Here is a 21121-nt window from a genome sequence, read left to right as displayed (position 1 = left end):
CCCCGTGTGTGCGGGCGGCGGCGGGTCCCGGAGGGCGCTCCGGCCCCGGTGCGGGCCGCGGGGATCCGGTGCGGTTCCCGCGGCGGGGCCCGGATTTCCCTGCGGCCTCGGTCCCCGGCCCCGGCACGCGCCTTTCCCCCGCGCCCGGAGGCCCCCGCGGTGCGGTTCCGGGCACAAAGGGGAGCGCCCCGGAGGACCGGGGCGCTCGTGGTGGTGCGGTGGTGCTGTCCGCTACTCGTTGACCGAGTACTCCTCGAAGCCGAGGGTCTCGTAGCCGTCCTCGCCGAAGTGGAACACCTGGAACGTCGCCGAGGTCGGGTCGCCGTTCTCGTCGAAGTCGATGTTGCCGCTCTGGCCCTGGTAGTCGATCTCCTCGCCCTCCGCGAGCAGGTCGCGGCACTCGGAGAAGGTGCTGCACTCCGTGCCCTCGGGGCTGCTCACGTTGGACATCTCGGCGGCGTAGTCGGCCGGGTCGGTGCTCCCCGCGGCCTCGGCGGCCAGGGCGATCGTGGTGACGCAGTCGAAGACCTGCGGGCCGAACTGGAAGGCCTCCAGCTCCGGGTCGAACTCCGTCAGGGCCTCGTTGAAGGCGGCGTTGTCGGCGCCGGGGGCGACACCGGTGATACCGGTGACGATCTCGGGCTCCTCGCTGTTGACGCTGTTGCCGAGCTCGGGGTTGTTGAGACCGTCGGTGATGTACAGCTGGTTGCCCTCGGCGCCGCTCTCCAGGAGCTGGGAGATGACCTGGGCGCCCTCCTCGAAGGAGATGAGGGCGATCGCGTCGGGCTCCTCGTTGTTGACGCCGGTGACGATCGAGTTGAAGGTCGTGGCCTCGGGGTCGTAGGTCTCGCTGAGGACGACCTCGGCGCCGAGGGCCTCGAGCTCGCCCTGGAGCCCGCCGGCGTAGCCGGAGCCGTAGTCGTCGGCGCGCGCGACGATGGCGACGCTCTGGTGGCCGTCCTCGACGATCTTGCGGGCCATGACGGGGCCGGAGAGCAGGTCGCTGGGGGCGGTGCGGAAGTAGAGGCCGTTGTCCTCGATGTTGGTGAGGTCGGGGGCGGTGTTGGAACCGGAGCACTGGACGACACCCGCGCCGGTGATGGTGTCGTAGGTCGCCTGGGTCATGCCCGAGGCCGCGGCGCCGATGACGGCGTTGACGCCGTCGCCGACCAGGCTGTTGGCGGCCTCGTTGGCCTGGGCGGCGTCGCCGGCCTCGTCGCCCTGGACGATCGCGGGGACCTCGGTGCCGAGGATGCCGCCCGCGGCGTTGATCTCGGAGATGGCGTACTCGGCGGCGGTGATCTGGGGCGGGCCGAGGAAGGAGAGGGAGCCGGTCTGCGGGTAGAGGATGCCGAAGGTGAAGGCGTCGCCGGAGGCTTCGCCGCCGCCCCCTTCGCCGCCCTCGCTGCCACACGCGGTGAGCCCGAGAACCAGGGCCGCGGTTGCGGCAGTGAGGCCTAGGACCTTCTTGCTTGCCATGATCGTGGTCACTCCGTTCAACCGGCGAGCACAGGCTGCGGGGTGCAGCTGCGCTGGAGGGTGCTCTGCCACCTGATGTTCGCGATGTGTGGCATGCCTTAATCAGGGGCGTTAGCGGAGCTTAATCACGGATGTTCTCTTTGGAGAAGCAGCGGGGGTGCGTTGGTGCCGACTCGCGTTCAGGCCGTTATGTCTCTGTAGTCTGCGAGAGCTCCGACTGAACGCCCGAGGGATTTGTGTGCGCGTTGCGCTGCAATGTGTCGCGTCAGAGGGCAGGAAAAAGCCCGGCCGTAAAGTTCAGCCGGGCTTATGGGGCGGTCGCAGCGGTGCTTCAGCTCCGGGGGACCTCGCGCAGCATGCAGGTGAGGCGGGCGGTGCACACCTTGCGCCCGCCGTCGTCGGTGACCGTGATCTCCCAGGTGGCCAGGGTGCGGCCGAGGTGGACGGGTTCGGCGACACCGGTGACGTGCCCCTCGGTCGCGGAGCGGTGGTGGGTCGCGTTGATCTCGATGCCGACGGCGACCTTGCCGTACTGCTGCGCGTGGAGGGTGGAGCCGATGGAGCCCAGGGACTCGGCGAGCACGCAGGAGGCGCCCCCGTGCAGGAGGCCGAAGGGCTGCTGGTTGCCCTCCACCGGCATGCGGCCCACCACGCGCTCCGCGGAGGCCTCCGTGACCTCGATGCCCATCCGGGCGTCCAGGCCCTTGCCGAGGAATGCGTGCACGGCCTCGGAGTCCGTCGCCATGGTGTGTCCCTTCCCGCCGCGAGATGTCTGCCCAGCATCCTAGGATTTGCCTGTGGTGACCAAGCGAGAGACCCCCGACCAGACATCCAGATCCAGGCTTCTCCTCCTGGACGGCCACTCGATGGCCTTCCGCGCGTTCTTCGCGCTCCCGGCGGACAAGTTCGGCACGAGCACGGGCCAGTCGACCAATGCCGTCTACGGCTTCACGTCGATGCTCGTCAAGCTGCTCAGAGACGAGGAGCCCACGCACGTCGCGGTGGCCTGGGACCTGTCGGGGCCGACCTTCCGGCACGAGGAGTACTCCGAGTACAAGGGGGGCCGGTCGGAGACCCCGCCGGAGTTCCCCTCGCAGGTGCCGCTCACCCAGGACCTGATGCGGCTGGTGGGCGTGGCCAACCTGTCGTCGCCGGGGTACGAGGCCGACGACGTCATCGCCACGCTGGCGCGGTGGGGCGAGGACGCCGGGATGGAGGTGCTGATCGCCTCGGGCGACCGCGACGCCTTCCAGCTGGTCACCGACTCCTGCACCGTGCTCTACCCGGGCAAGAGCCTGTCGGACCTGCGGCGGATGGACCCGGCCGCGGTGGAGGACAAGTACGGGGTCCCGCCGGAGCGCTACCGGGACCTGGCCGCCCTGGTGGGGGAGAAGGCCGACAACCTGCCGGGCGTTCCGGGCGTGGGCCCCAAGACCGCGGCCAAGTGGATCGGCAAGTACGGGTCCCTGGAGGAGCTGGTGGCCCGCGCCGACGAGCTCACCGGCAAGGCGGGCCAGAGTTTCCGCGACCACCTGGACGACGTGCTGCGCAACTACCGCCTCAACCGGCTGGAGACCGGGATGGAGCTGGGGGTCGCGCTGGAGGAGCTGGAGCTGGGCCGGGCCGACCGTCCGGGGATCGACGCCCTGTTCGACAACCTGGAGTTCGCCTCGAACCTGCGCGAGCGCCTCTACTCCGTGGTGCGCACCGACGGCGGCGCGGCGACCCCGGCGGCCCCGGCCGAGGAGTTCTCCGTGGACCTGACGGTGGCGGGGACCGGGGAGCTGGCCGACTGGCTGGTCCGGCACGCGTCCGCCGACGGCATCACCGAGGAGGCGCCGGCGGGCGTCGCGGTGGAGGGCACCAGGGGGCGTGTGGACGCGCTCGCGGTGAGCGTGCCCGGCGGCGCGTCGGTGTTCGTCGACCCCACCGTGCTGGACGAGCGCGACTCCGAGGCGCTGGCGGCGTTCCTGGCCGACGCGGAGCGGCCCAAGGCGGTGCACGAGTACAAGGGTGCGCTGCTGGCCCTGGACGGGCACGGCTGGACGCTGGGCGGGGTGGTCAGCGACACGGCCCTGGCGGCCTACCTGGTGCAGCCGGGGCAGCGCCGCTTCGACCTGGCGGACCTGTGCCTGAAGTACCTGGGGCGCGAGCTGGAGGAGGGCACCTCCGGCGACCAGCTGACCCTGGACCTGGATTCGGAGAAGGACGGGGGGCCCTCCGGCCACCAGCAGCTGCTGGCGGTGCGGGCGGCGGCGACCCGCGACCTGGCCGCCGTGCTGGCGGCGGAACTGGACAAGCGGGGCGGCTCGCACCTGCTGCGGGAGGTGGAGCTGCCGCTGGTGGGCGTGCTGGCGAGGATGGAGCGCGCGGGTATCGCGGCCGACCGCCCTTATCTGGAGGACCTGCAGGGGGAGTTCGCTTCGGCGGCGCGCGGCGCGGTGGAGCGGGCGCACGAGATCGTGGGCCGGGAGTTCAACCTGGGTTCGCCCAAGCAGCTGCAGCAGGTCCTGTTCGAGGACCTGGGGCTGCCCCGGACCAAGAAGATCAAGACGGGCTACACCACGGATGCCGACGCGCTGGCGTGGCTGGCCGCGCAGACCGACAACGAGCTGCTGGCGGTGCTGCTGCACCACCGCGACCAGACCAAGCTGCGCACCACGGTCGAGGGCCTGATCAAGACGATCGCCGACGACGGCCGCATCCACACGACGTTCAACCAGACGGTGGCGGCGACGGGGCGGCTCAGTTCCACCGAGCCCAACCTGCAGAACATCCCCGTGCGCACGGAGGTGGGACGCAGGATCCGGCGGGCCTTCGTGGTCGGCGAGGGCTTCGAGGAGCTGCTGACGGCCGACTACAGCCAGATCGAGCTGCGGATCATGGCGCACCTGTCCCAGGAGCAGGCGCTGATCGACGCGTTCAACAGCGGCTACGACTTCCACGCGCAGATGGCCGCCCAGGTGTTCGGCGTGGCGGTCGAGGACGTCGACGGCGAGGCCAGGTCGCGGATCAAGGCGATGAGCTACGGGCTGGCCTACGGCCTGAGCGCCTACGGGCTGTCGCAGCAGCTGGGGATCGCCCCGGACGAGGCCAAGAAGCTGATGGAGGACTACTTCGCGGAGTTCGGCGGGGTGCGCGACTACCTGAACTCCGTGGTGGAGGATGCCCGCCGGGCCGGCTACACCGAGACGATGCTGGGGCGGCGCCGCTATCTGCCCGACCTGACCAGCGACAACCGCCAGCGCCGCGAGATGGCGGAGCGGATGGCGCTCAACGCGCCGATCCAGGGCTCGGCGGCCGACATCATCAAGGTGGCCATGCTCCAGGTGGACGCGGCGCTGGCGGAGGGCGGGTTCGCCTCGCGGGTGCTGCTGCAGGTGCACGACGAACTGGTGGTGGAGGTCGCGCCGGGCGAGCGGGAGGCGGTGGAAAAGCTGGTGCGCCACGAGATGAGTTCCGCCTATGATCTGCGTGTCCCGCTGGGGGTGTCGGTCGGCAGCGGGCAGAGCTGGCACGACGCCGCCCACTAGGTCCTGTCACGCGGACCGGGGCGGCAGGAGCGGAAGGGGGAGCGGTGACCGGGGACGAGGGGTTGTCCGTGGGTCCGGTGACCGTTCCCGCCCGCGAGCTGGTGTGGCGGTTCTCGCGCTCGTCGGGGCCCGGCGGCCAGCACGTCAACACGTCGGACACGCGGGTGTCGCTGTCGCTGGACGTGGCCCGCTGCGGCGCCCTGGGGGCGGCGCGGCGGGAGCGGGCCCTGGAGCGGCTGTCCGGGCGCCTGGTCGACGGGGTGCTGACGGTGACGGTGCAGACGCACCGCTCCCAGGTGCGCAACCGGGCGGAGGCGCTGGAGCGGATGACCGCCCTGCTGTCGGAGGCGACGGCCCCGGCCGGGCCGTCGCGCCGGGCGACGCGGCCGAGCCGGCGGGCCAAGCAGCGGCGCACGGACGCCAAGAAGCGGCGGGGGGAGCTCAAGCGGCTGCGCTCCCGCCCCGTCGATGACGGAAAGTAGCTTTCCGGTACGTGTCCGTGTTCCCTTTTCTCCGTGGTGTGACCAGGTGGGACGCGGTGGTGCCGTGCAGTTGATCTTGGCCGCCGCACTCGGGTACATTGCCGCCATCGCGGCCTTCGCCGTGCCGCCTCGGGAATTTCGATTGACCAGAGCGCCCTTGTCTCATATGCTGGCAGGAGCGTTGTGGGTTCGTGCGCTGCCTGCTGTCTCCGCTGGGAGGCGGAAGTGCGGCACCACCTCGGTCAACACTCCGGACCCGGCGGCTGGTGGCCACGGAAGGCTCCTTTCCGTGGCAGGCCTGCTCCTCACCTCTGGATGACGGATCGACAAGCTCGAATCCGCGGCGTGCCCATTCCCTGAATCTGTCCGTATCCGGAGTCCACCCACAAATGACGAGCAGCACCGAGGCCACCTCGACACCCCAGGTAGCGGTCAACGACATCGGGTCCGAGGAAGCCTTCCTCGCGGCGATCGACGAGACCATCAAGTACTTCAACGACGGTGACATTGTCGAGGGCACCATCGTGAAGGTCGATCGAGACGAGGTCTTGCTCGACATCGGCTACAAGACCGAGGGTGTGATTCCCTCCCGGGAACTGTCGATCAAGCACGACGTCGACCCGGGCGAGGTCGTCGCCGTGGGCGACCAGGTCGAGGCTCTCGTTCTCCAGAAGGAGGACAAGGAAGGCCGCCTGATCCTGTCCAAGAAGCGCGCCCAGTACGAGCGCGCCTGGGGCACGATCGAGAAGATCAAGGAGGAGGACGGCGTCGTCACCGGCACCGTCATCGAGGTCGTCAAGGGCGGCCTCATCCTCGACATCGGTCTTCGCGGCTTCCTCCCCGCCTCGCTGGTCGAGATGCGTCGCGTCCGCGACCTGCAGCCCTACGTCGGCCGCGAGCTCGAGGCGAAGATCATCGAGCTGGACAAGAACCGCAACAACGTGGTCCTGTCCCGCCGCGCCTGGCTCGAGCAGACCCAGTCCGAGGTCCGCCAGACCTTCCTCAACACCCTGCAGAAGGGCCAGATCCGCAAGGGCGTCGTCTCCTCGATCGTCAACTTCGGTGCGTTCGTGGACCTGGGCGGCGTCGACGGCCTGGTGCACGTCTCCGAGCTGTCCTGGAAGCACATCGACCACCCGAGCGAGGTCGTCGAGGTCGGCCAGGAGGTCACGGTCGAGGTCCTGGACGTCGACATGGAGCGCGAGCGCGTCTCCCTGTCGCTGAAGGCGACCCAGGAAGACCCGTGGCAGCAGTTCGCCCGGACCCACCAGATCGGGCAGGTCGTCCCCGGCAAGGTCACCAAGCTCGTCCCGTTCGGTGCGTTCGTGCGCGTCGAGGAGGGCATCGAGGGCCTGGTCCACATCTCCGAGCTGGCCGAGCGCCACGTCGAGGTGCCCGAGCAGGTCGTCCAGGTCGGCACCGAGATCTTCGTCAAGATCATCGACATCGACCTCGACCGCCGTCGTATCAGCCTGTCGCTCAAGCAGGCCAACGAGAGCGTCTCGCCCGACCAGGTGGACTTCGACCCCACCCTGTACGGCATGGCCGCCGACTACGACGAGCAGGGCAACTACAAGTACCCCGAGGGCTTCGACCCGGAGAGCGGCGAGTGGCTCGAGGGCTACGAGGCCCAGCGCGACGAGTGGGAGCGCAGCTACGCCGAGGCGCAGGCCCGCTTCGAGGCTCACCGCAAGCAGGTCGAGGAGGCCCAGGCGGCCGAGGCCGAGGCGGCCAACGCCCCGGTGGTCGACGAGGAAGAGGACTACACCGGTGGTACTCAGAGCTCCGGCTCCGAGAGCTCCAGCGGTGCCCTGGCCTCCGACGAGGCCCTGGCCGCGCTTCGCGAGAAGCTGGCCGGCGGCGACGCCTGATCCAGGTCTGAGCGGTCCTCCGGGACCCTCTGAGCAGCAGTGGAGGGCCGCATCCGTGCACACGGGTGCGGCCCTCCGCCGTGTCCGGGTGCGGAACCGCCCGGAAGGATTCCGCAAGGTCGGACCGCGCCTCGGGGCGGGGCGCGCGAAGGAGATGACGTGTTCGAGATCCACCGGGCCCTCCCCGCGGACGCGGGTGAGCTGTTCACCCTGCAGAGGGCGGCGTTCGTCGACGAGGCGCAGGCCTGCGGCGATCCGTTCATCCTGCCGCTCACGGAGTCCCTGGAGCGCCTGGAGCGGCTCCTGGCGGACCCGGGCTCGCTCGTGCTCAAGGCCGTGTGCGGCTCCCGTACCGTCGGCGCGGTGCGGGCCGGTGTCACCGGTGCCAACGCCGTGGTGGGCCGGCTGGCGGTGGCGCCGGACATGCGCCGCCGCGGAATCGCCCGCGCCCTGCTGGAGAGGGTGGAGGAGGACCTGCGGGAGCGCCACCCGCAGTTGGCGGCGCTGACCCTCTTCACAGGGGCGCAGAGCGCCGACAACCAGCGCCTGTACCGGCAGCTGGGCTATGCGGTGACCCACCGCGAGCGCATCGCCGAGCACCTGGTCATGGTCCACATGCGCAAGGAGCTGGCGGTCCCCGCACAGGAGTGACCGGACCGTCCGGGCGGGGCGGACCGTCTGCGGGGGGACGGCGGGTTCGGGGCGAATGTCCGCGAAAGACGCTCTAGTGTCGTTTCCATGCTGAAAGTGGGACTCACAGGAGGGATCGGCTCGGGCAAGAGCGCGGTCTCGGCGGAACTGGCCTCCTACGGCGCGGTCGTCATCGACGCCGACGCCCTCGCCCGCGAGGTGGTGGAGCCAGGCACACCCGGCCTGGCGGCGGTCGTCGCCGAGTTCGGGGAGGGCGTCCTCGCCCCCGACGGAGGGCTGGACCGGCCCCGCCTCGGCGAGATCGTCTTCGCCGACGAGGAGAAGCTGGCCCGCCTCAACGCCGTGGTGCACCCCCTGGTGGGCGAGCGCAGCGCGGAGCTGATGGCCCGGGCCCGGGCCGACGGCGCCCGGGTGGTGGTCTACGACGTCCCCCTGCTGGTGGAGAACGGGCTGCAGTCGCTCTACGACGTGGTCGTCGTGGTCGACGCCCCCGACGAGGCGCGGGTGGAGCGGGTGTCGCGCGGCCGCGGCATGGACCCCGAGCAGGTCCGGGCGCGGATCCGGGCCCAGGCGGGCCGCGAGGAGCGCCTGGCGGCGGCCGATCTGGTGGTGGACAACTCCGGCACGCCCGAGCAGCTCAGGGAGCGCGTGGCGCGCCTGTGGGAGGAACTGGCGGCCCGCGCGGCCTGAGGCCGTGTCCGGCCGGTTTGTCGGCAGCGGTGGGTAGCGTTGGAGGGTGGCGGGCCCGCGGTGGTCCGCGGCTTCGACGAGGGGAGAGGGCGACGTGCGACCGGTCAGCGGGATCAAGCGCAGCGAGGCCCCGTTCAAGGTGGTCTCGGACATGGTCCCGGCGGGCGATCAGCCGGCCGCGATCGCCGAGATCACCAGAAGGGTGCGCGCGGGGGACCGGCACACGGTGCTGCTGGGGGCGACCGGTACCGGCAAGACGGCGACCGTGGCATGGACGGTGGAGCAGCTCCAGCGGCCGACCCTGGTGATGCAGCCCAACAAGACGCTGGCGGCGCAGTTCGCCAACGAGCTGCGCCAGATGCTGCCCGACAACGCCGTCGAGTACTTCGTGTCGTACTACGACTACTACCAGCCCGAGGCCTACGTTCCCCAGAGCGACACCTTCATCGAGAAGGACTCCTCGATCAACGACGAGGTGGAGCGGCTGCGGCACTCGGCGACCAACTCGCTGCTCACCCGCCGGGACACGATCGTGGTGGCGTCGGTGTCGTGCATCTACGGCCTGGGCACGCCGCAGGAGTACGTGGACCGGATGGCCGAGCTCGAGGTCGGCATGGAGATCGACCGGGACGAGCTGCTGCGCCGCCTGGTGGACATGCAGTACACCCGCAACGACGTGGACTTCTCGCGCGGCACGTTCCGGGTGCGCGGGGACACCGTCGAGATCATCCCGGTGTACGAGGAGCTGGCGATCCGCATCGAGATGTTCGGCGACGAGGTGGAGCGCCTGCTGACGCTGCACCCGCTGACGGGCGAGGTGCTGGGCGAGAGCGAGAAGATGTTCATCTTCCCGGCCTCCCACTACGTGGCCGGCGAGGAGCGCACCGCGCGCGCGGTGGCCTCGATCGAGGCGGAGCTGGCCGAGCGCCTGGCGGAGCTGGAGGGCCAGGGCAAGCTGCTGGAGGCGCAGCGGCTGCGGATGCGCACCACCCACGACCTGGAGATGATCCAGCAGCTGGGCAGCTGCTCGGGCATCGAGAACTACTCGCGGCACTTCGACGAGCGCGAGCCGGGCAGCCCGCCCCACACCCTGCTGGACTACTTCCCCGACGACTTCCTGCTGGTCCTGGACGAGTCCCACGTGACGGTGCCGCAGATCGGGGCGATGTACGAGGGCGACGCCTCGCGCAAGCGCACCCTGGTCGACCACGGCTTCCGCCTCCCGTCGGCGCTGGACAACCGGCCGCTGAGGTGGGAGGAGTTCAAGGAGCGGATCGGGCAGTCGGTGTACCTGTCGGCGACGCCGGGCCGCTACGAGTTGGAGCAGAGCGGCGGCGACGTGGTGGAGCAGGTGATCCGCCCGACCGGACTGGTCGACCCGGAGGTGCTGGTCAAGCCCACCGAGGGGCAGATCGACGACCTGGTGCACGAGATCCGGGTGCGGGCCGAGCGCGACGAGCGGGTGCTGGTGACCACCCTGACCAAGAGGATGGCCGAGGAGCTCACCGACTACTTCGCCGAGCTGGACATCCGGGTGCGGTACCTGCACAGCGAGGTGGACACGCTGCGCCGGGTGGAGCTCCTGCGCGAGCTGCGCATGGGCGAGTACGACGTGCTGGTGGGCATCAACCTGCTGCGGGAGGGCCTGGACCTGCCCGAGGTGTCGCTGGTGGCGATCCTGGACGCGGACAAGGAGGGCTTCCTGCGGTCGGAGACGTCGCTGATCCAGACGATCGGCCGTGCGGCCCGCAACGTCGCGGGGCAGGTGCACATGTACGCCGACAACGTCACCGACTCGATGCGGGCGGCGATCGAGGAGACCAGCAGGCGCAGGCAGAAGCAGCTGGCCTACAACGCCGAGCACGGGATCGACCCCCAGCCGCTGCGCAAGCAGATCGCGGACATCCTGGACTCGCTCACCCGCGAGGACGTCGACACCGAGCAGCTCATGGCGACCGGGTACCGCCAGGCGGGGAAGAAGGCCCCGGTCCCGGCCCTGGGCGAGCGGTCGGCCGACCTCTCGGCGATGCCGCGTGCGGAGCTGGCGGCCCTCGTCGAGCAGCTGAGCGAGCAGATGCACCAGGCCGCGGCGGATCTGCAGTTCGAGGTGGCCGCGCGGCTGCGCGACGAGATCAAGGAGCTCAAGCGTGAGCTTCGCGGCATGGACGCGGCCGGAATGCAGTGATCCGTGGGAATTCTCCGCCGACCGATCTCGCGGAGGGAACTTTTTTACAACGATAGAGTCGCGTAGTTACCTCCGCGTGACATAGCCTTGGCCTTGCGCAAGACGTATGTCGCAATTGCCGGGTGTCCGGGTGGGGGAGTGCATGAAGGTCCGTCTCGCAGCCGGCAGCACCGTGCTGCTCGGCACCCTCCTCGCCGGCTGCGGTCCCGCCCACGGCGGCGGTGAGGAGGTCGTCGGCCCCGCACCCTCCTCCGGCACCGGCACCGCGGCGGCCCCCCGCGAGAACGTCGACACCGACGACCTGCTGCTGGTGGTCGACGACGGGGCCCGGATCCACGAGGAGTGCCGGGACCGGGAGGTCGTGGTCGCAGCCGACGACGCCGTCGTGGTCCTGGACGGCGCGTGCTCGCTGGTGCGTGCCACCGGCCGCGGAACCACCGTCGAGGTCGGCTCGGCCGACAAGATCGTGCTGGTGGGGGTGGACAACACGGTGTCCTTCGCCTCCGGTGACCCCGAGGTGATCAACCAGGGCCGCAACACCACCGTGGTCGAGGGCGGCGCCGCGGCGGTGTCCTGAGGCGCGGCTCTGCCGCCGGTCACCGAGGAGGCCCTGCCGTCGCACGGACCCCCGGCACCGGGGAGCGACCTCGGATCGGCTACCGTGGTGCGGGTCCGCTCGCACCCGCGCGGGGCGCGGACACTGAGCCGGACGGGCGTGGCCACCCCGAGTGAATTATCGGTGTCGGTCGACGATTTCGTTCCCCTGTCCGGCTCTGAGGCGGTACGGTCGTGAAGTCCTGCCTTCGCTCGAGGCGGCGCGGTGCGAGGGGAGGACGCGACCGAGGTGAGGAATCGCTGGGGGAGGGGTGGATGAGCGGTTATGTCGCCCGCGTGCGGCGTGACGAGTCGCCCGGAGGCGATGCCGGGCTTGATCCGCTGGTGCGGTCGGTCGCCCAGCGATGGGCCGCCGCCGACCCCCTGCTGCCGCAACCCGTCGGTTTCGCCGCGGACTCCTACCCCCTCCTGACCGTCAGCGACGAGGACGGTCTCACGGTCGCAGCCGGGGCCATGCACTACACCTGGTACCAGCCCGGCGAGGTCGGCCGCATCTGGGGCGTCCCCGACCAGCACTGGCTGACGCCGATCGTCGGCGGGCCCGACCCCGCGCGCGCCCTCGACTCCCTGCTCACCACCTGGCGCGACCAGCTGGAGGAGCTGCCCACCGGCACCGGCTCGGAGTCCGCCGCCCTGGTGAGCTGGCCCGCCCGCGACGTGTGCGGGATCATTCCGCTGCAGCGCCACGGAATGCAGCCCTACACGGTGCTGGCGGCCCGTCAGCGCCGCCGCGGTGTTCCGCCCTCGCTCCCGCCGCGCGACGTGACCATCCGCCTCGCCGACGCGGCCGACCTGACCCAGGTGGTGGGGCTCCTGATGGAGGAGCACCGCTACGAGCAGAACTTCGGCGGTGTGTTCCTGCAGCCGGACACCGCCGAGCAGACCCGCAACGTGGCGGCCCGCGCCCTGAGCCGCTCGCGCTCGTGGATCTGGCTGGCCGAGCGGCGCGGACGTGCGGTGGGACTGCTGTGGGTGTCTCCGCCCGAGCGTTCCCGCTGGGCCAAGTCCCTGGTCAACGCCCGGCCCATCGCGCACATCGGTTACGGGGTGGTGACCGCCGACGAGCGCGGCAACGGCATCGGGACGGCGCTCGTGAGCCAGGCGCACCAGGCCCTGGACAGTCACGGCGTGGGTGTCTCCGTGCTCAACTACGCCGCGATGAACCCGCTGTCGGGCCCCTTCTGGCACCGCATGGGCTACCGCCCGGTCTGGACGACCTGGGAGATCCGCCCCGCCCTCGCCCTGCGCTGACCGCAGCGCGCCCGCCGTTCCCCGAGAAGCCTGCGCCGTGGCCGCCGGTACAGCGTGCGGCATGCCCTCCCGCCCCGCCGGCGCGCCCGCGGCGGTTCCGGCCGGTCCGCGGCCGTCCTCGCGGGGGCGTGCCCGGGGCGGCCCTGGCTCTCGGCTCGAACCCCCCACGTCCTATTCTGTGCGGACGTGACGGAGCGGAAGAGAGGCGGGGCGATGGCGGCGTACGACCGCGGGCCCGAGGGCGGGGAGCATGTCGAGGTCGTCGAGGTGGGGCCGCGCGACGGTCTGCAGAACGAGGCGCGCGTGCTCTCGGTGGAGGACCGCATCGAGCTGATCGACCGTGCGGTGGCCGCAGGGGTGCGCCGTATCGAGGCGGTCAGCTTCGTCAACCCCAAGAGGGTTCCCCAGATGGCCGGGGCCGAGGAGATCATGGCGGGCGTCGGGCGCGCTCCCGGGGTGTCCCACATCGGCCTGGTGCTCAACCGGCGCGGCCTGGAGCGGGCGGTGGCGGCCGGGGTGTCGGAGGTCAACGTCGCGGTTCCGGCCACCGACGGCTTCTGCGTGCGCAACCAGGGCTGCACGGTCGAGGAGATGCTGGAGACGCTCGCGGACATCGACCGCGACCTGGAGGGCACGGGGATCCCGCTGAGCGTCACGGTGTCCACGGCGTTCGGCTGCCCCTTCGACGGCGAGGTGCCCGCCGAGCGGGTCGTGGACGTGGTGCGCCGCATCGCCGACACCTCGGCGGTGGAGGTCGCCCTGGCCGACACGATCGGCGTGGGGGTGCCGCACCAGGTCTCGGAGCTGCTGGCCGCGGTCGGGGAGGTCGCGGGGGAGCGGGCGCTGCGCTGCCATTTCCACAACACCCGCAACACCGGTTACGCCAACGCGCTGGCCGCGGTGGTGGCCGGGGTCCGGGTGCTCGACTCCAGCCTGGGCGGGTTCGGCGGCTGCCCGTTCGCACCCGCGGCGACCGGGAACATCGCCACCGAGGACCTCCTCTACATGCTGCACCGCAGCGGATGGCACACCGGTGTGAGCCTGTCCGGCGCGGCGGCCCTGGGCGAGTGGATGGGGCAGAGGCTGGACAAGCAGCCGCCCGCCTACCTGGGCCGCGCGGGGGCGTTCCCCTCCTGAGCGGGCCGGTTCGGCCTGGTCGGGGCAGGGAACAGTTCGGGCCGACCGCACGTTCTGCGGACGAGGACCCACGGTCGGCCTGTTATCCTGGTGCCCCGTGGATGTCCGGCGGACCGAGCGCTGATCTCAGACCGCCCGGAACCGGACCGCCGCACGGCCGCTCTTGCTCGTTTGAGCCCGCCGTAGCCACTCAACCCACGGGAGCAACACTTTGGCATCCGCCGCGAGTACCAAGCACCTCTTCGTTACTGGCGGCGTCGCCTCCAGTCTCGGCAAAGGCCTCACCGCGTCCAGCCTGGGTCGGCTTCTGAAATCGCGCGGTCTGCGGGTGACCATGCAGAAGCTGGACCCGTACCTGAACGTGGACCCGGGGACGATGAACCCCTTCCAGCACGGTGAGGTCTTCGTCACGGACGACGGGGCCGAGACCGACCTGGACGTGGGCCACTACGAGCGCTTCCTGGACACCGAGCTGTCGGGGATCGCCAACGTCACCACCGGCCAGATCTACTCCAGCGTCATCGCCAAGGAGCGCCAGGGCGCCTACCTGGGCGACACCGTGCAGGTCATCCCGCACATCACCAACGAGATCAAGTCCCGCATCTACGCGATGGACGGCCCCGACGTCGACATCGTCATCACCGAGATCGGCGGCACGGTCGGCGACATAGAGTCGCAGCCGTTCCTGGAGGCGGTCCGCCAGATCCGCCACGAGATCGGCCGGGACAACTGCTTCTTCCTGCACGTCTCGCTGATCCCGTTCCTGGGACCGGCCGGTGAGATGAAGACCAAGCCGACCCAGCACTCGGTGGCCGCGCTGCGCAGCATCGGCATCCAGCCCGATGCCATCGTGTGCCGCTCGGACCGGCCCATCACCCAGAGCCTGAAGTCCAAGATCAGCCTCATGTGCGACGTGGACGAGGCCGGCGTGGTCTCCACCCCCGACGCGCCCTCGATCTACGACATCCCCAAGGTGCTGCACCGCGAAGGGCTGGACGCCTACGTCGTGCGCCGCCTGGGCATGCCGTTCCGCGACGTGGACTGGACCGAGTGGGACGGGCTGCTGCGCAGGGTGCACCAGCCCGACCACGAGGTCACCATCGCCCTGGTGGGCAAGTACATCGACCTGCCCGACGCCTACCTGTCGGTCACCGAGGCGGTGCGCGCCGGCGGGTTCGCCGCCGACACCCACGTCAACATCCGCTGGGTGGCCAGCGACAACTGCGCCAGCCCCTCGGGGGCGGCCGCCGAGCTGGACGGGGTGGACGGCGTCGTCATCCCCGGCGGCTTCGGGGTGCGCGGCATCGAGGGCAAGCTCGGCGCCATCCGCTACGCCCGCGAGAACAGGATCCCGCTGCTGGGCATCTGCCTGGGCCTGCAGGCCGTCGTGATCGAGTACGCGCGCAACGTGCTGGGCCTGGAGGGCGCCAACAGCACCGAGTTCGACGACAAGGCCGCCGAGCCGGTCATCTCCACCATGGCCGACCAGGAGGACGTGGTCTCGGGCGAGCGCGGCATGGGCGGCACCATGCGCCTGGGCCTGTACCCGGCGGACCTGGGCGAGGGCACGCTGGCCCGCGAGCTCTACGGGGCGGAGCAGGTCTCCGAGCGCCACCGCCACCGCTTCGAGGTCAACAACGCCTACCGGTCGCGGCTGGAGGAGGCGGGTCTGGTGTTCTCGGGCCTGTCCCCGGATGGCAAGCTGGTGGAGTACGTCGAACTGCCCCGGGACGCGCACCCGTTCTTCATCTCGACGCAGGCGCACCCGGAGCTGCGCTCCCGTCCGACCAAGGCCAACCCGCTCTTCCGGGGGCTGATCGCCGCGGCCCTGGACAGGAAGAGCTCCTGAGGGCGCGGTCGGGCGGGGCACGATCTGAGAGGCGAATCGGATGAGTGGGACCCGCCCGGCCGCAGAAGGCGCACCGGGGGCGGACGCGAAGATCGCGGACGCCCCCGAGTCGTGGCCCGTGGAGCGCTCCGAGGAGCGCTACAGCAGTGCCAAGGTCGGAGTCGGGATGCGCACCGACTGGGTGGAGACGGACGGGGACGGCACCGTGGCCGCGCGCGACTACATGGTGCACCCGGGCGCCGCCGCGGTCCTGGCCCTGGACGATCGCGGGCGGGTGCTGCTGCAGCGCCAGTACCGCCACGCGGTGCGGCACGCCCTGTGGGAGCTGCCGGCGGGCATACTCGACGTCGAGGGCGAGGGACCCCTGGCCACGGCCCGGCGCGAGCTGGTCGAGGAGGCGGGGATGCGCGCCGAGGTCTGGCACGAACTCGCCGACTTCTTTCCCAGCCCGGGGTTCTCCGACGAGCGCATCCACGTCTTCCTCGCACGGGAGCTGTCGTACGTGCCCGCGGAGGAGATCGACTTCGTGCGCGAGCACGAGGAGGCCCACCTGATCGCCGAGTGGGTCCCGCTGGAGGAGGCGGTGCGCCTCGTGGGGGCCGGAAGGCTGCACAACGGCGCGACGGTGATCGGAGTCCTGGCCGCCCACGCCCTGTCCCGAAACGGGTTCGCGGGCCTGCGCGAGCCGGGCGGCGGCTGAGCCGTGGGCGCGGGGCCGGACGGAAGCACCCCCGAGGCGCTGGAGAGGATGTGCGCGGCGTTCCTGGACCATCTGGGCGCCGAGCGGGCGCTGGCCGACAACACCCTGCTGGCCTACCGGCGCGACCTGCGCCGCTACACCGGATACCTGGCCGAGGCGGGGGTCTCCGACCCGGCCGGGGTCACGCCCTCCCACGTGGGCGGATACCTGCGGGCGCTGCGGGAGGGAGGGGAGGGCCGCCCTCCGCTGAGTGCGGCGTCGGCGGGGCGGGCCCTGGCCGCGGTGCGCGGCCTGCACAGGTTCGCGGTGCGCGAGGGGTGGACCGCGACCGACCCGGCGTCCGATGTGTCGCCGCCCGCCCCGCCTCTGCGCCTGCCCAAGGCCGTTCCGCTGGAGGAGGTCGAACGGCTGCTGGAGGCGGCGGGACCGGTGGAGGCGCCGGCGGCGGTGGACCGGGCCGCGGCGGTGGCACTGCGCGACCGGGCGCTGCTGGAGCTGCTCTACGGCACGGGCGCCCGGATCTCCGAGGCGGTGGGCCTGGACGTGGACGACGTCGCCGGCGCGGTGGCGGCCGGCGGGGAGGGGGCCGACCTGGTGCGTTTCCGGGGCAAGGGCGACCGGGAGCGGCTGGTGCCGCTGGGTTCCTACGCCCGCAGGGCCCTGGAGGCCTACCTGGTGCGCGTACGGCCCGTGCTGGCCCGGCGCGGGCGGGGCGGTCCGGCGCTGTTCCTCAACGCGCGCGGGGGGCGGCTGACCCGCCAGGGCGGGTGGGCCGTGCTGACCGCCGTCGCCGCCCGGGCGGGGCTGGAGGGGGTGTCACCGCACACGCTGCGCCACTCCTTCGCCACGCACCTGCTCGACGGAGGGGCGGACATCCGGGTCGTGCAGGAACTCCTGGGGCACAGTTCGGTCACCACGACACAGGTCTACACACTTGTGACCGTTGACCGTCTGCGCGAGGTCTACGCGGCGAGCCATCCCCGGGCGCGCGGCCGGGAGGGGCCCTGACCTCCGGGAAGGGGCCGATACGCGCTCCCGTCGGGGGAAAGGGCCTCGCCCGTCCGGTTCACCCGGGTGGCGCGGGCATGGGACGCTACCCGTACGGTTTCATGGAAGTGCGACGTGTCGGTGCTCCGGAGACGCCCGACAGATGTACGTTGCTGTCGACATATTGAGTTTCCGACGGGCGGCCAGGAGCCAAGGGCGAACGATCCTTCGGGCGGTGGCCGGTCCGTAGGGGAGGTCCTGGGTTGTGAACTGGTCGGAACGCGGCGCGGATGCGCACACCGCACCCGTCGGCGAGGAGATCGCCGGCCCGGCGGCCAATCCCTGGGGCAAGACACGCAACACGGGGGCCGATCTGCACACCACGAGACCCGAGCGGACCTATCCGGTACCCGAGCCCGTGGACGAACACGGTCCGGCACGGATTGTAGCACTGTGTAATCAGAAGGGCGGGGTCGGCAAGACCACCACCACCATCAACCTCGGAGCCGCCATCGCGGAGTGCGGCAGACGGGTGCTCCTGGTCGACTTCGACCCCCAAGGGGCGCTCTCCGTCGGTCTGGGCAGGCTCGACCCGCGCGAGCTGGACCTGACCGTCTACAACCTGCTCATGCAGCGCGACGTGACGGTCGAGGACGTACTGCTCAAGACCGACATCGAGGGCCTCGACCTCATTCCGAGCAACATCGACCTGTCGGCCGCCGAGGTGCAGCTGGTCGGCGAGGTGGCGCGCGAGCAGATGCTCGCCCGCGCCCTGCGCCCGGTCATCGACGACTACGACGTCGTCCTCATCGACTGCCAGCCCTCGCTGGGCCTGCTCACCGTCAACGCGCTCACCGCCGCCGACGGCGTCATCGTCCCGCTGGAGTGCGAGTTCTTCGCGCTGCGCGGTGTGGCCCTGCTGATGGACACCATCCAGAAGGTGCAGGAGCGCCTCAACGAGCGCCTGGTCATCGACGGCTTCCTGGGCACCATGTACGACCCCCGTACGCTCCACGCGCGCGAGGTGCTGTCCACGATCATCGACGGGTTCGGCGACAAGGTCTACAACACGGTGATCAACCGCACCGTGCGCTTCCCCGACGCCACCGTGGCGGGGGAGCCCATCACCAGGTTCGATTCCTCCTCTGCGGGCGCGAGCGCCTATCGGGAGCTGGCCAAGGAGGTGCTGGCGAGGTGGCCTCTCAGCGGTCGCGGCGCGTGACCCTGCCCGGAGCGGACGAGCTGTTCTTCCGCCCCAGCGGTACCGAGGACGAGCAGGCATCGAAGGCCGAGCCCTCGCCCAGGGCGCCCGAGCAGAAGAGGAGGGACCTCGGCGGATCCGGGACGCGGCGCGCGCCCAAGCCGAGCGGCCGGCAGCGGCACGACGAGAAGATCACCGTCTACATCTCGGGCCCCGAACTGCTGGCCCTGGAGCAGACCCGGCTGACGCTGCGCGCCGAGTACGGGATCACGGCCGACCGGGGACGCCTGGTGCGCGAGGCCGTCGCGGTGCTGCTCGCCGACTTCGAGGAGCACGGGCCCGCCAGCACGCTGGTGCGGAGGCTGGGCGAGGACTGAGTCCGGACGGAGGACAGGGGTGTCACCGGCAGGTCCCTGCCGGTGACACCCTTGTGTCGTGAGCACGACGAGGCGAAACCACTGCCATGGCGGCTGAGAAGGTGCGGGACGGGGACACAGAGGCCGGCGAGGGCTCCTTCCAGGTGCGCCTGGACAACTTCGAGGGGCCCTTCGACCTGCTGCTGGCGCTGATCTCCAAGCACAAGCTGGACATCACCGAGGTGTCGCTGTCCAAGGTCACCGACGAGTTCATCGCGCACATCCGCGCGCACGGGGACGAGTGGGACCTCGACCAGGCCAGCAACTTCCTGCTGGTGGCGGCGACCCTGCTGGACCTGAAGGCGGCCCGGCTGCTGCCGCGCGGCGACGTGGAGGACGAGGCGGACCTGGCACTGCTGGAGGCCCGCGACCTGCTGTTCGCCCGGCTGCTGCAGTACCGCGCCTACAAGCAGGCCGCCGAGTTCCTGCGCGGGCGGCTGGCCTCGCAGGGGCGGCGCTACGCGCGCGCGGTCCCGCTGGAGGAGCGGTTCGCGGCGCTGCGCCCGGACGTGCTGTTCCCGCTGGGCCCCCAGGAGTTCGCGGCACTGGCCGGAAGGGTCTTCACCCCCAAGGAACCGCCGAGCGTCCCAGTCACCCACATCCACCAGGCGAAGACCTCGGTGAAGGAGCAGGGCGAGATCGTGGTGCGGAAGCTGCACGAGCACGGCCGCCTGACCTTCGCCGAGCTCACGGCCGGCTGCACCGGTACCTTCGAGGTCATCGCCCGGTTCCTGGCCCTGCTGGAGCTGTACCGGGCGGCCAACGTGGGCTTCGACCAGCCCGAGCCGCTGGGCGAGCTGACGGTCACGTGGACCGGCGGCGCGGAAGAGGTCGAGGTGGACAGCGAGTACGACGGGGCCGGGGGCGGCCCCGAGGACGCGGGGGAGCAGAAGTGACCGTGGAGAGCGCCGGCGCGGGCGGGGAGGCACCGCCGACCCTGCGCCGCGACCTGGAGGCGGTGCTGATGGTCGTCGACCAGCCGGTGTCGGAGTACGACCTGGCCAGGGCGCTGGACGTGCCGGTCGGCGTGGTCGAGGACACCCTGGAGTCGCTGTCGCGGGAATACACCGAGCAGGGCCGTGGTTTCGACCTTCGGGCGGTGGCCGACGGGTGGCGTGTGTACACGCGGCCCGAGTGCGCCGGCGTCGTTGAGCACTTCCTCAAGGAGGGGCACGAGGTGCGGCTGACGCAGGCCGCGCTGGAGACGATGGCGGTGGTGGCCTACCGGCAGCCGGTCTCCCGTGGCAGGGTCTCCGCCGTACGCGGTGTCAACTGTGACGGAGTTATGCGTACCCTCGTACTGAGGGGGCTGATCGAGGAGGCCGGACACGACCCGGAGTCCGGCGCCCTGCTGTATCGGACCACCTCCTATTTCCTGGAACGGCTCGGCCTGCGCAGCCTTGACGAGTTGCCCGATCTGGCACCGTTCCTCCCCGACGACATCGAAGGTCTAGACGACACCGGTGAGCACACCTAATGACAGTTCCCGCGGTGCGCGGGACGACGCCCCGCGCGGTGGGCGCGGCGACAGCGACTTCCGAGGCGGCAGAGGCCGCCGCGACGACCGGGCCCCCCGGCAGCGGGGCGACCGCGGCCCGGCGGGCCGCGACTTCCGCGGTGGACGCGACGAGCGCGGCGGTGACCGCCGCGGCGGCTTCCGTGACCGCGACGAGCGGGGCCGTGACGACCGTTCCCGCGACGACCGCGGCGGTCGGGACTTCCGTTCCCGCGACGACCGCGGCGGTCGGGACTTCCGTTCCCGTGACGACCGCGGCGGTCGGGACTTCCGTTCCCGTGACGACCGCGGTGGTCGGGACTTCCGTGAGGGCGGTGACCGTCGCGGTGGATACCGCGAGGACCGCGGTTCCTTCCGGCGTGACGAGCGCGGCGGTGACCGTCGCGGTGGGTTCCGCGACCGTGACGAGCGGGGCCGTGACGACCGTGGCGGTCGGGACTTCCGTTCCCGCGACGACCGCGGCGGTCGGGACTTCCGTGAGGGCGGTGACCGTCGCGGTGGATACCGCGAGGACCGCGGTTCCTTCCGGCGTGACGAGCGCGGCGGTGACCGTCGCGG

General features: G+C 71.3%; 18 protein-coding genes and 1 pseudogene. 17 read left to right on the top strand and 2 right to left on the bottom strand.

The genetic code is table 11. The features are described 5' to 3' along the window. Nucleotides 1–231: 231 nt before the first annotated feature. Both FHS13_RS16515 and FHS13_RS16510 read right to left on the bottom strand, forming a co-directional pair. A complete protein-coding gene (locus FHS13_RS16515) occupies nucleotides 232–1479 on the bottom strand; it encodes an ABC transporter substrate-binding protein (RefSeq protein WP_184292829.1) in 1248 nt (415 codons plus the stop codon). A gap of 331 nt (nucleotides 1480–1810) precedes the next feature. After that, a complete protein-coding gene (locus tag FHS13_RS16510) occupies nucleotides 1811–2224 on the bottom strand; it encodes a PaaI family thioesterase (RefSeq protein ID WP_184292828.1) in 414 nt (137 codons plus the stop codon). Between the two features lie 52 nt (nucleotides 2225–2276). On the opposite strand from FHS13_RS16510, the gene polA reads away from it, so the two are divergent. From polA to FHS13_RS16425, 17 genes and pseudogenes are all read left to right on the top strand, one after another. Next, entirely contained in the window at nucleotides 2277–5012 is a 2736-nt protein-coding gene (gene polA, locus FHS13_RS16505) for a DNA polymerase I (protein WP_184292827.1), read from the top strand. 44 nt (nucleotides 5013–5056) lie between these two features. Continuing rightward, a complete protein-coding gene (gene arfB / locus FHS13_RS16500) occupies nucleotides 5057–5494 on the top strand; it encodes an alternative ribosome rescue aminoacyl-tRNA hydrolase ArfB (RefSeq protein ID WP_184292826.1) in 438 nt (145 codons plus the stop codon). 389 nt (nucleotides 5495–5883) lie between these two features. Then, nucleotides 5884–7365: a 30S ribosomal protein S1 gene (gene rpsA / locus FHS13_RS16495; protein ID WP_184292825.1), complete on the top strand. Its 1482-nt coding sequence runs from the start codon at nucleotides 5884–5886 to the stop codon at nucleotides 7363–7365. A gap of 159 nt (nucleotides 7366–7524) precedes the next feature. After that, nucleotides 7525–8016, top strand: coding sequence for a GNAT family N-acetyltransferase (locus FHS13_RS16490; protein WP_184292824.1), 492 nt, complete (start codon nucleotides 7525–7527; stop codon nucleotides 8014–8016). Between the two features lie 87 nt (nucleotides 8017–8103). Next, nucleotides 8104–8706, top strand: a complete 603-nt coding sequence (gene coaE, locus FHS13_RS16485; protein ID WP_184292823.1) for a dephospho-CoA kinase — start codon at nucleotides 8104–8106, stop codon at nucleotides 8704–8706. 94 nt (nucleotides 8707–8800) lie between these two features. Continuing rightward, the gene (gene uvrB / locus FHS13_RS16480) at nucleotides 8801–10891 is read left to right on the top strand and encodes an excinuclease ABC subunit UvrB (RefSeq protein WP_184292822.1); all 2091 of its coding nucleotides are present in this window, start codon (nucleotides 8801–8803) and stop codon (nucleotides 10889–10891) included. A gap of 142 nt (nucleotides 10892–11033) precedes the next feature. Beyond that, on the top strand, nucleotides 11034–11468 hold the full coding sequence (locus FHS13_RS16475; protein ID WP_184292821.1) for a DUF3060 domain-containing protein: 435 nt from the start codon (nucleotides 11034–11036) through the stop codon (nucleotides 11466–11468). Between the two features lie 293 nt (nucleotides 11469–11761). Further along, on the top strand, nucleotides 11762–12757 hold the full coding sequence (locus FHS13_RS16470) for a GNAT family N-acetyltransferase (RefSeq protein WP_184292820.1): 996 nt from the start codon (nucleotides 11762–11764) through the stop codon (nucleotides 12755–12757). Between the two features lie 213 nt (nucleotides 12758–12970). Continuing rightward, nucleotides 12971–13894, top strand: coding sequence for a hydroxymethylglutaryl-CoA lyase (locus tag FHS13_RS16465; protein WP_184292819.1), 924 nt, complete (start codon nucleotides 12971–12973; stop codon nucleotides 13892–13894). A gap of 211 nt (nucleotides 13895–14105) precedes the next feature. After that, nucleotides 14106–15743 (top strand): CTP synthase, encoded by a 1638-nt coding sequence (gene pyrG, locus FHS13_RS16460; protein ID WP_184292818.1) that lies wholly within the window; start codon nucleotides 14106–14108, stop codon nucleotides 15741–15743. A gap of 40 nt (nucleotides 15744–15783) precedes the next feature. Then, nucleotides 15784–16443, top strand: coding sequence for an NUDIX domain-containing protein (locus FHS13_RS16455; protein WP_184292817.1), 660 nt, complete (start codon nucleotides 15784–15786; stop codon nucleotides 16441–16443). Between the two features lie 48 nt (nucleotides 16444–16491). After that, entirely contained in the window at nucleotides 16492–17451 is a 960-nt protein-coding gene (locus tag FHS13_RS16450) for a site-specific tyrosine recombinase XerD (RefSeq protein ID WP_184292998.1), read from the top strand. Nucleotides 17452–17695: 244 nt separating this feature from the next. Continuing rightward, nucleotides 17696–18652: an AAA family ATPase gene (locus FHS13_RS16445; protein ID WP_184292816.1), complete on the top strand. Its 957-nt coding sequence runs from the start codon at nucleotides 17696–17698 to the stop codon at nucleotides 18650–18652. Continuing rightward, nucleotides 18625–19008 carry a hypothetical protein gene (locus tag FHS13_RS16440; protein WP_343065059.1) on the top strand — a complete coding sequence of 128 codons (384 nt, stop codon included), beginning with the start codon at nucleotides 18625–18627 and terminating at the stop codon, nucleotides 19006–19008. Before FHS13_RS16445 ends, FHS13_RS16440 begins: the two co-directional genes overlap by 28 nt. A gap of 86 nt (nucleotides 19009–19094) precedes the next feature. Further along, nucleotides 19095–19943: a segregation and condensation protein A gene (locus FHS13_RS16435; RefSeq protein WP_184292815.1), complete on the top strand. Its 849-nt coding sequence runs from the start codon at nucleotides 19095–19097 to the stop codon at nucleotides 19941–19943. Further along, nucleotides 19940–20524, top strand: coding sequence for an SMC-Scp complex subunit ScpB (gene scpB / locus FHS13_RS16430; protein WP_184292814.1), 585 nt, complete (start codon nucleotides 19940–19942; stop codon nucleotides 20522–20524). Before FHS13_RS16435 ends, scpB begins: the two co-directional genes overlap by 4 nt. Next, nucleotides 20511–21121 (top strand): annotated as a pseudogene (locus tag FHS13_RS16425) (pseudouridine synthase); the annotation flags it as partial. The gene scpB and the pseudogene FHS13_RS16425, both read left to right, overlap by 14 nt.

The organism is Nocardiopsis algeriensis, assembly GCF_014203695.1.
GTDB classification, from domain to species: Bacteria; Actinomycetota; Actinomycetes; order Streptosporangiales; family Streptosporangiaceae; genus Nocardiopsis; species Nocardiopsis algeriensis.
Note: the sequence above shows the minus strand (reverse complement) of the source record. Positions and strands in the feature narration are given on the sequence as shown.

What these genes read in the sequence shown, in the direction of transcription:
- FHS13_RS16515 (WP_184292829.1), bottom strand. Translation starts at nt 1,479, where the DNA reads ATGGCAAGCAAGAAGGTCCTAGGCCTCACTGCCGCAACCGCGGCCCTG.
- FHS13_RS16510 (WP_184292828.1), bottom strand. Translation starts at nt 2,224, where the DNA reads ATGGCGACGGACTCCGAGGCCGTGCACGCATTCCTCGGCAAGGGCCTG.
- rpsA (WP_184292825.1), top strand. Translation starts at nt 5,884, where the DNA reads ATGACGAGCAGCACCGAGGCCACCTCGACACCCCAGGTAGCGGTCAAC.
- coaE (WP_184292823.1), top strand. Translation starts at nt 8,104, where the DNA reads ATGCTGAAAGTGGGACTCACAGGAGGGATCGGCTCGGGCAAGAGCGCG.
- FHS13_RS16475 (WP_184292821.1), top strand. Translation starts at nt 11,034, where the DNA reads ATGAAGGTCCGTCTCGCAGCCGGCAGCACCGTGCTGCTCGGCACCCTC.
- FHS13_RS16470 (WP_184292820.1), top strand. Translation starts at nt 11,762, where the DNA reads ATGAGCGGTTATGTCGCCCGCGTGCGGCGTGACGAGTCGCCCGGAGGC.
- FHS13_RS16465 (WP_184292819.1), top strand. Translation starts at nt 12,971, where the DNA reads ATGGCGGCGTACGACCGCGGGCCCGAGGGCGGGGAGCATGTCGAGGTC.
- FHS13_RS16455 (WP_184292817.1), top strand. Translation starts at nt 15,784, where the DNA reads ATGAGTGGGACCCGCCCGGCCGCAGAAGGCGCACCGGGGGCGGACGCG.
- FHS13_RS16450 (WP_184292998.1), top strand. Translation starts at nt 16,492, where the DNA reads ATGTGCGCGGCGTTCCTGGACCATCTGGGCGCCGAGCGGGCGCTGGCC.
- FHS13_RS16435 (WP_184292815.1), top strand. Translation starts at nt 19,095, where the DNA reads ATGGCGGCTGAGAAGGTGCGGGACGGGGACACAGAGGCCGGCGAGGGC.